The 13,153-nt window shown below is 40.0% G+C and carries 13 protein-coding genes; 3 read left to right on the top strand and 10 right to left on the bottom strand.

What is annotated here, in order from left to right; translation table 11 throughout:
• Position 1: 1 nt before the first annotated feature.
• Positions 2-2,314 (top strand): thiamine pyrophosphate-dependent enzyme, encoded by a 2,313-nt coding sequence (locus ACO1D1_RS21260; RefSeq protein WP_423337020.1) that lies wholly within the window; start codon positions 2-4, stop codon positions 2,312-2,314.
• Between the two features lie 135 nt (positions 2,315-2,449).
• Here ACO1D1_RS21260 and ACO1D1_RS21255 read toward each other — a convergent pair whose 3' ends face one another.
• The 3 genes from ACO1D1_RS21255 to ACO1D1_RS21245 form a co-directional block, all read right to left on the bottom strand.
• Positions 2,450-3,010: a class I SAM-dependent methyltransferase gene (locus tag ACO1D1_RS21255; RefSeq protein ID WP_423337019.1), complete on the bottom strand. Its 561-nt coding sequence runs from the start codon at positions 3,008-3,010 to the stop codon at positions 2,450-2,452.
• Positions 3,011-3,083: 73 nt separating this feature from the next.
• Positions 3,084-4,427, bottom strand: coding sequence for a serine hydroxymethyltransferase (gene glyA, locus ACO1D1_RS21250; protein ID WP_423337018.1), 1,344 nt, complete (start codon positions 4,425-4,427; stop codon positions 3,084-3,086).
• A gap of 270 nt (positions 4,428-4,697) precedes the next feature.
• On the bottom strand, positions 4,698-5,363 hold the full coding sequence (locus ACO1D1_RS21245; protein WP_423337017.1) for a GntR family transcriptional regulator: 666 nt from the start codon (positions 5,361-5,363) through the stop codon (positions 4,698-4,700).
• Positions 5,364-5,567: 204 nt separating this feature from the next.
• Here ACO1D1_RS21245 and kynA point away from each other — a divergent pair, with 204 nt between their 5' ends.
• Positions 5,568-6,425, top strand: coding sequence for a tryptophan 2,3-dioxygenase (kynA, locus tag ACO1D1_RS21240; RefSeq protein WP_423337016.1), 858 nt, complete (start codon positions 5,568-5,570; stop codon positions 6,423-6,425).
• A 65-nt stretch (positions 6,426-6,490) separates the two neighbouring features.
• Here the strand turns inward: kynA and ACO1D1_RS21235 are convergent, their stop codons facing one another.
• The 7 genes from ACO1D1_RS21235 to ACO1D1_RS21205 form a co-directional block, all read right to left on the bottom strand.
• The gene (locus ACO1D1_RS21235; protein WP_423337015.1) at positions 6,491-7,360 is read right to left on the bottom strand and encodes an SDR family oxidoreductase; all 870 of its coding nucleotides are present in this window, start codon (positions 7,358-7,360) and stop codon (positions 6,491-6,493) included.
• Positions 7,361-7,448: 88 nt separating this feature from the next.
• On the bottom strand, positions 7,449-7,796 hold the full coding sequence (locus tag ACO1D1_RS21230; protein ID WP_149870397.1) for a hydrolase: 348 nt from the start codon (positions 7,794-7,796) through the stop codon (positions 7,449-7,451).
• A gap of 391 nt (positions 7,797-8,187) precedes the next feature.
• Positions 8,188-8,913 carry a 3-ketoacyl-ACP reductase gene (locus ACO1D1_RS21225; protein WP_149870398.1) on the bottom strand — a complete coding sequence of 242 codons (726 nt, stop codon included), beginning with the start codon at positions 8,911-8,913 and terminating at the stop codon, positions 8,188-8,190.
• Positions 8,914-9,045: 132 nt separating this feature from the next.
• On the bottom strand, positions 9,046-10,344 hold the full coding sequence (locus ACO1D1_RS21220; RefSeq protein WP_423337014.1) for an MFS transporter: 1,299 nt from the start codon (positions 10,342-10,344) through the stop codon (positions 9,046-9,048).
• Between the two features lie 47 nt (positions 10,345-10,391).
• Positions 10,392-10,985, bottom strand: a complete 594-nt coding sequence (locus tag ACO1D1_RS21215) for a class I SAM-dependent methyltransferase (RefSeq protein ID WP_423337013.1) — start codon at positions 10,983-10,985, stop codon at positions 10,392-10,394.
• Positions 10,986-11,123: 138 nt separating this feature from the next.
• Positions 11,124-12,074, bottom strand: coding sequence for a ribose-phosphate diphosphokinase (locus ACO1D1_RS21210; protein WP_263315190.1), 951 nt, complete (start codon positions 12,072-12,074; stop codon positions 11,124-11,126).
• 176 nt (positions 12,075-12,250) lie between these two features.
• Positions 12,251-12,598, bottom strand: a complete 348-nt coding sequence (locus ACO1D1_RS21205) for a hypothetical protein (RefSeq protein WP_423337012.1) — start codon at positions 12,596-12,598, stop codon at positions 12,251-12,253.
• 183 nt (positions 12,599-12,781) lie between these two features.
• On the opposite strand from ACO1D1_RS21205, the gene ACO1D1_RS21200 reads away from it, so the two are divergent.
• Positions 12,782-13,123: an acyltransferase family protein gene (locus ACO1D1_RS21200; RefSeq protein WP_423337011.1), complete on the top strand. Its 342-nt coding sequence runs from the start codon at positions 12,782-12,784 to the stop codon at positions 13,121-13,123.
• Positions 13,124-13,153: the final 30 nt, after the last annotated feature.

Below are 13,153 nucleotides of genomic sequence, written 5' to 3'. Positions count from 1 at the left end.
CATGTCCATTAATTTAGATCAAGAAAAGTTATCCATGCACAAAGGGTCAGTTGAACAAAGTGTTGTTTTTGAATCCGGCAATGAAATGGCTGCTTATGCCGCCCATCAAATAAATTATCATGTTATGGGCTACTTTCCCATCTCTCCTTCCACTGAAGTTGCCCAGTTCCTTGATGGGATGAAAGCCAAAGGTGAACATGACATTGTATTGATTCCTGCAGATGGCGAACATGGATCAGCTGGTATCTGCTATGGGGCATCAACTGGTGGAGGTCGTGTATTTAACGCAACAAGTGCAAATGGGTTTCTTTACATGCTTGAGCAGCTCCCCGTTCAATCAGGAACCCGCTTTCCGATGGTGTTGAATTTAGTTAATCGCTCTGTATCAGGACCATTAAATATTCATGGAGATCATTCTGATTTATATTTCGCGTTAAACACCGGATGGCCCATCTTAATGGCGCGTGATCCGCAAATCGTCTATGATATGAACATCATCGCGATTAAACTAGCAGAAGATAGTGAAGTCCGGCTGCCCGTCATTGTATCATACGACGGATATTTCACCTCCCATCAAAAAAGACGTGTAAATGTTATAAAAAAGAGAGAAGATGTTCAAAAGTTTATTGGCGAATTACCAACAAGCTTTACTCATGCCTTAGATCGTGAGAATCCGGTAACGATCGGACCTTATATGAATGAACCCGATTATATCAACAACTGTTATCAACAATCTGAGGCTATGTATAGAGCTGAGGCTGTGTTTGAGCGAATTTCAAAGGAATATGCGGAATTGACAGGACGCGAGTATCCAGTTCTTGATCTATACCGGATGGATGACGCAGAAGTGGCTGTCTTCATGCTGAATTCTGCTGCTGAGGTTTGTAAAGATGTGGTGGACCGCCTTCGCTCACAAGGAATAAAAGCCGGGGTCATCTCACCCAATATGATACGCCCCTTCCCCCAAAAACAAATAGCGGAAGTGTTAAAAAATGTGAAAGCGGTTACGATTGGTGATCGTGCAGACTCCTATGGAGCTCACGGCGGAAATATGGCACTTGAGGTAAAGGCAGCGCTCCAAACAGCAGGAAATGTAAGTACAAAGGTCATAAATCGGATTTACGGTTTAGGTGGCAAAGATTTCTACGCCGATGATGCCGAGCACTTTTTCCAATTAGCAAAAGAAGCCGCTGATACTGGTATAACGGAAAAGTCGTTTGACTACTTCGGACATAATCCTGGCAGATCGGAATATGCACCTAAACGCGTCTTAAATCCAATGAAAAAAGAAGATTTAAACACAGGTCTCATCACCGTCACGCCTGATGAAAATACGGGTGAGCTTAAGGTTAAAATCCCTCCGATGCGGAGCTTGACGAAAAAGCCCAAACGGTTAGCTTCCGGACACGGCGCTTGTCCAGGATGTGGTATTTTCTCGGGACTGGAGTTGTTTTTTAAAGGAATTGAAGGAGATATTGTCGCACTTTTCCATACCGGCTGTGCAATGGTTGTGACGACCGGGTTCCCGTACAGCGCCCATAAAGCGACTTACATCCATAATCTATTCCAAAATGGCTCCGCTACGTTATCGGGTCTTGTGGAAATGTTCCATGAAAGAAAACGCCGCGGTGAATTAGCAGATTTAGGTCTGAGCGATGATTTTACCTTTGTGATGGTGACAGGCGATGGCGGCATGGATATTGGCATGGGTCCTGCCATCGGAACGGCATTGCGTAACCATAAAATGATTATCCTTGAATATGATAACGAAGGTTACATGAATACCGGCAGCCAACTCTCCTATTCGACACCGATGGGACATATGACGAGCACATCAAATGTTGGTTCCTTCCAGAATGGGAAGCCGTTCCATCATAAGGATACAGCGCAGATCATGGCGGCCACTCATATTCCATATGTTTTTACCGGAACGGAGGCGTTTGACCGCGACCTGTTAAAGAAGGCAGCGAAGGCACAATGGTATGCGAAAAATGAAGGCTTGGTTTACGGAAAAATTTTAATTACCTGCCCACTAAATTGGAAATCAAAGGATGAATTAGGCCAAACAATCATAGAGGCTGCTGTTAACTCCTGCTTCTTCCCTCTTTATGAGGTCGAACGAGGAATCACAACCATTACTTATGATCCAGAAGCTAAAAAGAAACGCTTAGCTGTATCGGAGTGGTTGAAGCTGATGGGGAAAACGAAGCATTTACTAAAAGAAGAAAGCAATGTGATGCTGCAAATGTTTGATGATGAAGTAGAACGCCGTTGGAACCGTCTCAAAGCTAAACATGAAAGTCCGTATTTATAAAAAAGAAAATGCTGCAGCCTGGTTATGACTGCAGCATTTTTTATTTTACTATTTTTTTATTATGAATTAATCCGTGTGGTTCCCTGTCATTGTAATTATCAACTGCGCGGTTATTGCTAAAAATGCCATGCCCTTTCATCGTTTCTGACAAAAAATGGTTTGCCTGCACTCCGTTTCATTTTCTTCAAAAAAAAGGATCGTCCAATCCTCAAATTCATTTAATAACTCTTTCGGCTTTAATTTGTACTGATTCGATACTCCCTGATTTTCGGTTTGCGGTGATTGATAGTAGGTTTCCATGAAAAAATAACCATTTTTATTTATGATTTTTTTCACAATATTGAAAAGCGAGCGATCGAGGTAATACGTTATAACTACTAGATCATAGGAAATGTTCTCCCAACCTCCATATTTCCATTCCGTAAGGTCACATACCCTTGGAGCGATGGTAAGCTTATGGCTTGCAGCCTGCTCTTGAATATAGTTAATGGCAACATCCGAAACATCCATTGCCTGAACTTGATAATTCATCCTTGCCAGAAACAAACTGTTTCCACCAAGACCGCAAGCCAGATCAAGTGCAGTCCCTCCCTTTAGAAATGGGGACAGTTTCTTTAATCTAGGATTGGGAATAGGTTTCTTACTAACATTCAAGCGATCTTGATGTTTCATATTCCATTTGGTTCGTGTGTCCATTTGAAAACTCCTAAAATGATCTCAATAATATCTGTTCCAACTTTATTTTACCATGTTCTGACCGTCTCTCCTATTAATCGAAACAGTAATGAATCTTCTGATAACCAGACCGCATTTCAATGATACGCTTGCGAATCGTTTCGACTGGTTCTTGATCCTCCAGCACACGGACAATATTGTCTGCAATAATGTCCATCTCTGCTTCTTTCATTCCTAAACGTGTAATTTCGATGGTTCCAATCCGTAGTCCACTTGGAAAATCCCAATCTTCTGGTTTATCACTTGGAATTAGATTTTTATTGGTAATAATATTTGCCTTAGCTAACTTATGGGCAACTTCTAAGCCTCCGCCAAAACGTTTAACGTCAAGAATCACTTGATGTGTTTCTGTGAAACCTTTATGCGCACCAAGTACATTGATTCCTCGATTGTGCAGCGCTTTTGCTAGTGCTTTGGAATTGGCGACAATTTGTGCCATATACTCTTTTCCAAATGCAAGGAATTCAGCCGCTGAAGCAGCCAATGCAGCAACACGGTTTACTTGGTGTGTGGCCGCTAATGCTGGGAAAATCGTGTCACAAACTGGTTGTGTAAGCTCCGGATCATTCCAAACAATGATACCGCTTTGCGGACCACTGAAGGTTTTGCCAGCTGAACCTGTCATAATGCATGCTCCCTCGTTTAATGGATCCTGGAATTGTCCGCCCCCAATAAGGCCAAGCTGGTGAGCACCATCAAAGAAAATCTTGCCTCCCCACTCACTGACAATCTCTGACATTTCTTTTAACGGGAATGGGAAAAGAGTCATAGAGGCACCAAGCGTTACCAAGCGAGGTTTCACCTGTCTTGCTATTTTTGCAAATTCATCGAGATCAACCACCAAATCAACCGGATCCATCGGAACATCATAAATATTTAATCCTCGAATCCCAGCAGGTCCGTCATAACGATTGCTAGAATGTCCCCCTAAAGGCTGAGCAATCGTCAAAATATTGTCTCCTGGTTTTGTCATGGCAGCATAAACGGTCATGTTTCCGATCATGCTTGCTACAAGACGGTGATCTGCGTAATTACAATTAAAAACCTTTTTTAATAGCTCCACACATAATGATTCAATTTCATCGATATATTTGGTACCGGAAAACCACCTTTGTGTAGGTCCAATATGCCCTTCTGCAGCTCTCGTACCTACTTCGGATGCTAACAATTGGCGAACGGTTGGACTTGTTGGGGCTTCCGGGGCTAATAAATTGAGGCACTCCTGCCCCCTCCAAATGGAATTTCTATCAACCGCATCAATAATTTCCTTCTGAATCAATCTTGGAGAAGAGCTATTTTCAATGATTTCCTTTGCCCAATTTAATACCTTTTCATCATGTACTTCAAAAGTATCCGTTTTAGTTGTGATTGAACTCATTGTGATTCCTCCCAATTTGTTATTTTACAAGATTACCTCTAAAAACCTCAGACTTTTTGAGAAGGGACATAGACTATAACCAATTCGCTTGCCTCATGAGCGGTTGACACACATCTTTTTTCAATAAGAACGGTATGTAAAGTGAATTGGCCCATTACTTAAAACCAATATATCGCATATCACTTTGGTGGTCAATCCATTTTTTGATAATTTCGTCAATTTATATGGAAATAAAAAAGAGTACACCTGAATATGTACTCTACGCATAACTCATTGTTCTTCGATTTCCTGATCTCCAACTAATACCCTGCCCAAACTTAACCAATTCTCCTCTACAAGAGTGGAAGCCAGGTTATGATTTTTCCCTTTACAAGCTAAAATGATTTCCTGATGCTGCTTGAGGGAAGTTTGACCGTCAAATGAACTGAATTTAGAGAACTCTAATCTTCGAATCTTAGGCATGATTCGTTCTAGGGCTAATTCAATTTCCGAGTTCCTTGAAGCCTTTAATAGAACTAGATGAAATTGATCATCTGCCTCTACAGCACAAACAACATCCTTTCTAGTTAATGCATCATGTAACTGACTATTGCAAAGTTCCATTAAATGTATATCTTCGTTTGTCATTAGTGGAACAGCAAGACGTGCAGCAAGACTATTTAAGGTGGCAACAACTGTAAATGCGTTTCTAGCCTCTTCCAAATTAACTTTGGTAATTCTAGTCTGGGAACCTGGCAGCGATTCAACAAGCCCTTCATCCTCTAGTCTTTTCAGCGCTTCCCTAACAGGTGTTCTGCTGACTCCAAATTCAATCGCCAATTCTTTATCTAATATTCGTTGTCCAGGTTCTAATTCCAATGTAATAATTGCTTTTTTTAAAGATTCATATACTTGATCTCTTAACACAGGACGCTCAATCGTTTTTATTGTTTTCATAAAACCAATATATCAATGGAGGTTTTTGCTGTCAATTATGTTGATTTTCCACCTACAATATTTCGTTTATTCCATTGTGATACGAAAACACTAGCCAAAGCAACATATAATACCATCATCATCACAAAGCTAATCATTAAATTTATTACTATATAATTTAAAACTCACATATTATAGTAACTAATATTAAGGGGGATGAGTTTAATGAGGAACCAAGAAAATGGAGAGGAAAAAAAGACTTCAGAACTAGAAAATGAAATTCAAACTGATTTTCAAAAAAATATGTCTTATGGCGATTACCTTCACCTTGAAACTATTCTTTCAAGCCAGCAGCGCCTATCGAATCACCACGATGAAATGCTGTTTATAATCATACATCAAACAAGCGAATTATGGATGAAGCTTATTCTCCATGAATTGAATGCTGCGATTCAGTGTATTCTTCAGAACGATCTGGAGCCATCATTTAAAATGCTGTCGCGCGTATCTAGAATTCAGCAACAGCTCATCCAATCATGGAACGTTCTTACAACTCTGACCCCTGCAGATTATATGCAGTTTCGTGGTAAACTTGGGCATTCCTCCGGATTCCAATCCTATCAAAACCGCCTAATTGAGTTTGCACTTGGACAAAAAAATGCTAACACCTTGGCGGTTTATAAACACCAAATAGGGCTATCTGAAACTATGTTGAAGTCACTGCATGAACCAAGTATTTATGATGCAGCCATCACAGCACTCTCCGCCCATGGATTACCAATTAATAAAAACGTTCTTAATCGGGACTTGTCTCAAAGCTATGAACCCGATCCAAGTGTTGAAGAGGCATGGCTGACCGTTTATCGCAACACCGGTCAATATTGGAATTTATATGAGCTTGCAGAAAAGCTAGTAGACATTGGTCATCAGCAGCAGCTCTGGCGCTATAACCACATGTCCACAGTAGAAAGAATTATCGGTCATAAGAAAGGTACTGGAGGATCATCCGGTGTAACCTATCTAAAAAAGGTTCTTGACCAATCATTTTTCCCTGAACTTTTAAGTCTTCGTACAAAACTGTAAAATCGAACCACTGCGGCTCAGTCCTCCTCACATAGAACTAACCGCGTTGTTTTTTAATTTGCCATTTAGCCATTTACAATAGTTCCACCATTCACATGGAGAATTTGCCCCGTTACAAAGGAAGAATCGATGTTGGAAGCAAGATATACATAAGCTGGAGCAAGTTCTTCCGGCTGCCCTGGTCGCTTTATCAATGTGTCTTGCCCAAATTTACTTACTTCTTCTTCCGTAAAAGTAGATGGAATGAGTGGAGTCCAAATTGGTCCCGGAGCGACTCCATTCACCCTGATTCCTTTTTCCGCTAACTGGATGGCAAGAGAACGAGTGAAAGACGTGATTGCCCCTTTTGTAGCGGAATAATCGACAAGCGTTGGATGTCCTTTGTAGGCTGTAATTGATGTCGTATTAATAATGGCGCTCCCTTCCTTAAGGTGTGGTAATGCCGCTTTTGTTAAATGAAACATGGAGAAAATATTTGTTCGAAACGTTTTTTCCAGCTGATCTGTGGAAATGTCAACAATGCTTTCCTGAGGATGCTGCTCCCCTGCATTATTCACTAATAAATCAAGTCCGCCTAGTTCATCTACTGTTTGTTGAACAGCTTCCTGACAAAAGGTTTCATCACCGATATCCCCTGAAAGTAATAGGCATCTTACTCCTTGTTCCTCGACAAGTTGTTTCGTTTCTTCCGCATCATGGTTTTCACTTAAATACATGATTACAACATTTGCTCCTTCTTTTGCAAAAGCAATAGATACTGCTCGCCCTATCCCACTATCTCCACCCGTAATAATAGCGTTCTTCCCTTTCAGCTTGTCACTACCCTTGTATTTGGGATTCATGGTTTCCGGGACTGGTGTCATATCCTTTTGTATTCCCGGCTGCTGGTTTTGCTCCTGTGCAGGTATTTTGCTTGGGTGTTTTCCATTGTTCATCTTATTTTCCTCCTATTAATCTATAATTTTCAATTTAATACCCCTTTGTGAAATGAAATAAACAAAAAGGAATAATGTGCAAGCAAGTTTAAAATCTCTTGCAATGATCATTAGCAATTTCCTCATTTAATATTCCCATATCTCTAATATGTGCACGGCTGTTTGCGTCACCCAAGTAAAAAAGGATGGTATAGATCAGCACCAATCTCCGATCATATTCCATATTTTGAGGCTGGTGGTGATACTCTAGAAAAGGAATATGGGATCGAAAATAGCTTTCCCAATCTGTTATGTCATTACGGTCAAATAGACGTTCAATGACAGCCACTTGAGATTCCGTTGCTTCGATTTTAAAATCCCACTCTCCATCGAGAGGACCTCTGAAAATTTCCTGTGATTGGATATTAATATAATAGCTGTGTTTTTGTTCATTCATCCGATCATCTCCTATCTTTTTGTTTGTTTACCACAACATTGATTGTTTTAATCATTTTCATACATTTAATTACCTTTCTATTAAAAGGGAAGAATGAAAAAAATGTAGAAAAATAAAAGAAAATGAAAAAGGATTAAAGGTTTAGAAATTTGAAATATTTGGGTAAACGAATACTAGGAAGATGAAATATAGTTGCAAATAAATGGAGGGATGGATCATGAGAATTAATAAACATGAATGGCTTTCATTAAGCAAAGATATTAAAGTGAAGCTTATCCGCTTAGCCATTTTAGAAAATAACAACAAACAATCTTGAAGAAGATTTTCCCTGACTTTTCTCGAAGACAACAACATAAAAAAACGAAGTCAGTAGAGCTGACTTCGTTTTGGATTAAAATGGATTGGTTGCCAAAAGGCTGGCTGCTTTGATATAAACTCGTGGATGTAATTTTAATTGGGAAACAATAAATTCGGCAATATCTTCTGGCTGCATATACTTGTCTTCATTATTTTCAGCAATTAAATTGGTTTTGACAGCCAGTTCTGTAGCTACTGTGCTAGGAGTTAAGGCCGTCACCCGAATATTGTTTCTGCGGACTTCTTGCGCTAATGATTCAGTTAAACCGATTACACCAAATTTAGAGGCGCTATATGCACTAGATGTGGCTGCACCGTTCAACCCATTAGTAGATGAAATATTAATAATATCGCCGCCATTTTTTTCAATTAATTGTGGAAGAACTGCACGGGTAACATGATATGTTCCCATAATATTAACATCAATGATCTTCTTCCATTCTTCTGGGTCCATTTCTAAAAGTGTCGCAAATTTTCCTATTCCGGCATTATTAATCAGAATATCTGCTGTCCCTAATTCGTTCGTCAATTTTTCAATGGCTTGATTTACCTGTTCTAATGATGAAACATCAACAGCTGCATATGCTGCTTTCACTCCCAAACCAGCCACTTCGCTTGCGACTTCCTTTAATGCAGCTTCTGTTCTTGCCAGCAAACCGACCTTTACCCCTTCATTTGCTAATGCAATCGCAATCGCCTTACCAATTCCTCTTCCAGCACCCGTTACAATTGCAACTTTACCTTCTAATGATTGTGCCATTTGGAACAACTCCTTCCGAAAACTATTATTCCCTACTTGACCATTATATTATTAGGTAACCACCTTTTCTAAAATAATGCCTGCTCCTTTTTCCGCGATAGAACAGCATTTTATCGTACCGTTAACCAGGAATTATTTATTACGAGACCAAACAACTACCGGAATCAACAATAATGATAAGAAACCTCCAGCAAGTGAAAGTACAGCATAACTAGAGTGAGCGGCTACCATACCCGAAAGTACTCCTCCGGTCGCACCGGCTAATGCAATCAACACATCTACCGTTCCTTGGGTCTTAGCACGCGTGGTGGGAAGAGTTGAGTCTACAACAAGCGCTGTGCCGCAAATCAAGCCAAAGTTCCAGCCTAGCCCTAGCAATGCGAGAGCGGTGATGATGCCTGCCATGGAATCTGCAGTTGAAAAAGCTGCAATCACTCCGGCAGCAAGCAAAGTAATACCAGCGGCAATTGCCATTGCCGAACGACCAATTTTATCAACGAGAATACCGGTAAAAAAGGACGGCAGGAACATGAAAGCTACATGAATACCAATGACCATTCCCACGTCACTCAATCCATGACCGTGGTGCCTCATGTGGACTGGAGTCATGGTCATAATGCCTACCATAACCAGCTGAGTTACAATCATTAGGACAGTTCCCAAAACAACTCCGTGATTATTTATTTCTTGAGTGTCCCTAGGGGTCTCTATTGATAGATTTACCTCTTCTTTGCTTTTCACTCGCGCAATGACATTAGCTACTACAAGAGGGTCGGGACGCAGGAATACTAAAAGCACCAAACCCGCTAGAATAAAAGCTGTGGCAGCCAGAATGAAGGGGCCCGCTAATGCGGGAATCCCAATTGACGTGGCAAATTCCCCCATTACCTCCACCATGTTGGGGCCAGCAACGGCTCCAAACGTGGTGGAAACCATAGCAGTACTGATGGCTGTTGCCCGCTGTTTTGAACTAGCCATGTCGGTACCCGCATAGCGTGCTTGCAGATTGGTTGCTGATCCGGCGCCACAGATTAATAGAGAGGCAAATAGTAATAGAAAATTATTGGTTATTGCAGCAATCACAACACCGATAGCGCCAATTCCGCCTGTCAAAAATCCGGCGGCTAGCCCTGAGCGGCGTCCAAACCGTTGAGATAGCCGCCCCACAATATACGCAGCAGCAGCGGAGCCCAACGTGAACAAAGCAGTTGGAACACCCGCAAATTGATCAGTGCCGAGCATATCTTGAGCAATCAGGGCACCAACAGTAATGCCCGCAGCAAGCCCAGCACCACCAAAGATTTGTGAGAGAACAACAATAATCAATGTCCGTTTATATAACTGTCTTTGTTTTTCAGGGGAATCTATATAACTTTGGAGCCAATCTGGTCGAATTTCTATAGCCTTTGCATCGTCAGCATGATAAGACATCACTCGGTCCGCCTTTCTAATGAAAACCATCTTCCTCATCTTATTCTTTACTTCTTATTTACAGACTCTACCAAAACAAATAAATCCTTGGAGTATTTTTGCACCCTCGTCATCATAATATCATGTCCGTTTAATAGCTTAATGGTATTTCTATTTAAACAGCATCCATCACAAATTTTTTTCCAAACAGGTGTTAACAGCTCCTGAATGGTCCCAAGTATGCGATTTTCCATTTTCACATGTTCAAATAGGAGGATTTTTCCATTAGGTTTACATACTCGTTTCATTTCCAAGATTGCTTTTTCCGGATTTGGAATCGTACAAAATACGAGCGTGGCTACAACTGTATCAAACATATCTGCCTTAAATGGTAAATCCTCTGCAACTGCCTGAACCACTTCAATTGGAATAACCGATTGTTTTTGTTTGGAAATGGATTGCTCAATCATATGTAAGCTTGGTTCTACCGCTGTAACTTTTTCAGCAGAAGTATAATAGGGAAAATTCACTCCAGTGCCTGAACCCAATTCAAGGACGCTTCCCGTAGCGTTGGCCAAAAGTTTCTTTCGAATTTGTTTAAATTTCTTCTTTTCCAAAGGCTTCATAAAAATGTCATACCATTTTGCAAAAATACTGCTCATCTTTTCAACTCCAAAATCATTTATATACAACAAACAGCGGTATAAGAAAATGCCAACCTCCTTACACTTGCTAGGAGATCGGCATTGTATTTTTTATCTTCTTTACTTAGCGTTGGCTACTGGATGCATAGAAAAATCTTATTCAAATAAAGGACTTACCGCTTTCTCGTTATGAATCCGGTCAATTGCCTCTACAAGCAATGGAGCGACAGATATTGTTTTTATTTTTTCAATTTTTTTCTCTTCTGGTAACACAATCGTGTTTGTTACCACTAATTCTTTAATTGGTGATTGCTCTATTTTTTCAATCGCCTGTGCTGTGAATACAGGATGTGTACATCCGGCATAGATGGATGTTGCACCATTTTCTGCCAGCGCCTGAGCCGCTGAGGTGATGGTTTCAGCAGTATCAATTAGATCATCAATAATAATGGCATTTTTCCCTTCAACATTACCAATGACAAAAAAGGTTTCAATCTCATTTTCTTCTAGTTTTCTTTTATCAATCAGGGCAAGTGGAGAATGTAATAGCTTAGCCATTTTTCTTGCTCTTCCGATACTGCCATTATGCGGAGCAACAACGACAATATTGTCTAATCCTTTATTTTCATAATACTGTGTAAGGATTGGAACACCAAACAGATGTTCAACCGGTATATCAAAAAAACCTTGAAGCTGAGGTGTATGAAGGTCCATTGTCAGCACTCTTGTTGCTCCGGCAGCTTCCAAAAGGTTTGCGACAAGTTTAGCCGTAATTGGTTCTCGTGAACGAGCTTTTCGGTCTTGGCGTCCATACCCATAGTATGGAATAACAACATTAATCGCTTTAGCAGATGCCCGTTTCAAGGAGTCAATCATGATAAGAAGCTCCATCACATTTTCATTAACTGGAGAGGAAGTAGATTGAACAATAAATACCTCACTTCCGCGAACGCTTTCTTCAATATGAATTTGAATTTCACCATCACTAAATTTCGTAACAGAGCATTTGCCCAGCTCACAGCCTAAAAGCTCAGCCATCTCAGCTGCAAGTGTTTGATTTGAATTCAATGTAAACATTTTAAATCTGTTATTTAATTGATAGGTCACCTTAGATCCTCCACATTATCTAAATTTATCATTGCTATTGCTATACATTCATCTTATTTTACTATATAAACTAATATAGTGGTAGGAGTTAACCAATCAAAACACTAATTTCCATCCTTGGTTGATTCGTCTATTGATTAATTGCTATGTAGCATGCGGATTCAATAATCTGTTCCTTACTTTTGTAATAGTTGAATGAGGTTCTTAAGCGTGTATAGTCTAGCGGTAAAGAGAAATAAGTCATTGTAGTTATTGGTTACGTATTCATCAATAATGTTAATCCCTTGTTGAAATTGGTCAACTAGATAGAAAGTGTACTTTTCGTCCCAGGAATACTGATTTATTCTGTGGAGTTCATCGGCTAATATGTGAAACTTAAAATCATCCATCCAAAGTTTAATTTGATATATTTTATCTTTGTTTGGATTAAGGCTGTTCTCCACTTTATAACATCTTTGGACATATTGAATAAAACCATTTATCTCTTCTGCCAGCATATTGGCTTTTTGCATCTCGAAGTTCATATTTCCCTCTCCCTAATGTCTAAATTGAAATACGTTCCTTAGAAGAGTGTATGTTTCGGGAAAGTCCTGTATCACCCTGACATTAATGTCATTATTTTCAATAAAATCACCAAAACCCACTATTCTATATGCCTTTTCACCTGTAAAATTTGATGAAGAAGCAAATGTCAAGGGGGAAATTGAATGGCTCAAAATAGGCAGATAAGAAGATATGATATTGATTGGCTTAGAAATATTGGAATCTTTCTATTATTTCCGTTCCACTCTGCAAGGGTTTTTGACTATTGGGATCCTTTTTATGTTAAAAGTGAAGTTTTGAACTGGGGGTTAAGCTGGTTTATTATCGTAGCAAATTTATGGTTTATGCCGCTGCTATTCTGGTTGGCCGGATCCGCGAGCTGGTGTGCCCTTCGTGTGAAATCCACTACATATTTTCTAAAAGAAAGGTTTAGCCGATTATTCATTCCATTGCTTTTGGGAACAAATGAAGATGATTTTGTTGAGCATCTCATTACGACAAAATAACAAAAGTGCCAGGCACCATTCAAGTTTGAG

It is taken from the genome of Neobacillus sp. 19 (assembly GCF_049463095.1).
GTDB lineage: Bacteria > Bacillota > Bacilli > Bacillales > Cytobacillaceae > Neobacillus.
Note: the sequence above shows the minus strand (reverse complement) of the source record. Positions and strands in the feature narration are given on the sequence as shown.

Excerpts from the sequence above, each read along its gene's own strand:
- ACO1D1_RS21260 (WP_423337020.1), top strand. The coding sequence starts at position 2 with ATGTCCATTAATTTAGATCAAGAAAAGTTATCCATGCACAAAGGGTCA.
- ACO1D1_RS21255 (WP_423337019.1), bottom strand. The coding sequence starts at position 3,010 with ATGGACACACGAACCAAATGGAATATGAAACATCAAGATCGCTTGAAT.
- glyA (WP_423337018.1), bottom strand. The coding sequence starts at position 4,427 with ATGAGTTCAATCACAACTAAAACGGATACTTTTGAAGTACATGATGAA.
- ACO1D1_RS21245 (WP_423337017.1), bottom strand. The coding sequence starts at position 5,363 with ATGAAAACAATAAAAACGATTGAGCGTCCTGTGTTAAGAGATCAAGTA.
- kynA (WP_423337016.1), top strand. The coding sequence starts at position 5,568 with ATGAGGAACCAAGAAAATGGAGAGGAAAAAAAGACTTCAGAACTAGAA.
- ACO1D1_RS21235 (WP_423337015.1), bottom strand. The coding sequence starts at position 7,360 with ATGAACAATGGAAAACACCCAAGCAAAATACCTGCACAGGAGCAAAAC.
- ACO1D1_RS21230 (WP_149870397.1), bottom strand. The coding sequence starts at position 7,796 with ATGAATGAACAAAAACACAGCTATTATATTAATATCCAATCACAGGAA.
- ACO1D1_RS21225 (WP_149870398.1), bottom strand. The coding sequence starts at position 8,913 with ATGGCACAATCATTAGAAGGTAAAGTTGCAATTGTAACGGGTGCTGGA.
- ACO1D1_RS21220 (WP_423337014.1), bottom strand. The coding sequence starts at position 10,344 with ATGTCTTATCATGCTGACGATGCAAAGGCTATAGAAATTCGACCAGAT.
- ACO1D1_RS21215 (WP_423337013.1), bottom strand. The coding sequence starts at position 10,985 with ATGAGCAGTATTTTTGCAAAATGGTATGACATTTTTATGAAGCCTTTG.
- ACO1D1_RS21205 (WP_423337012.1), bottom strand. The coding sequence starts at position 12,598 with ATGAACTTCGAGATGCAAAAAGCCAATATGCTGGCAGAAGAGATAAAT.
- ACO1D1_RS21200 (WP_423337011.1), top strand. The coding sequence starts at position 12,782 with ATGGCTCAAAATAGGCAGATAAGAAGATATGATATTGATTGGCTTAGA.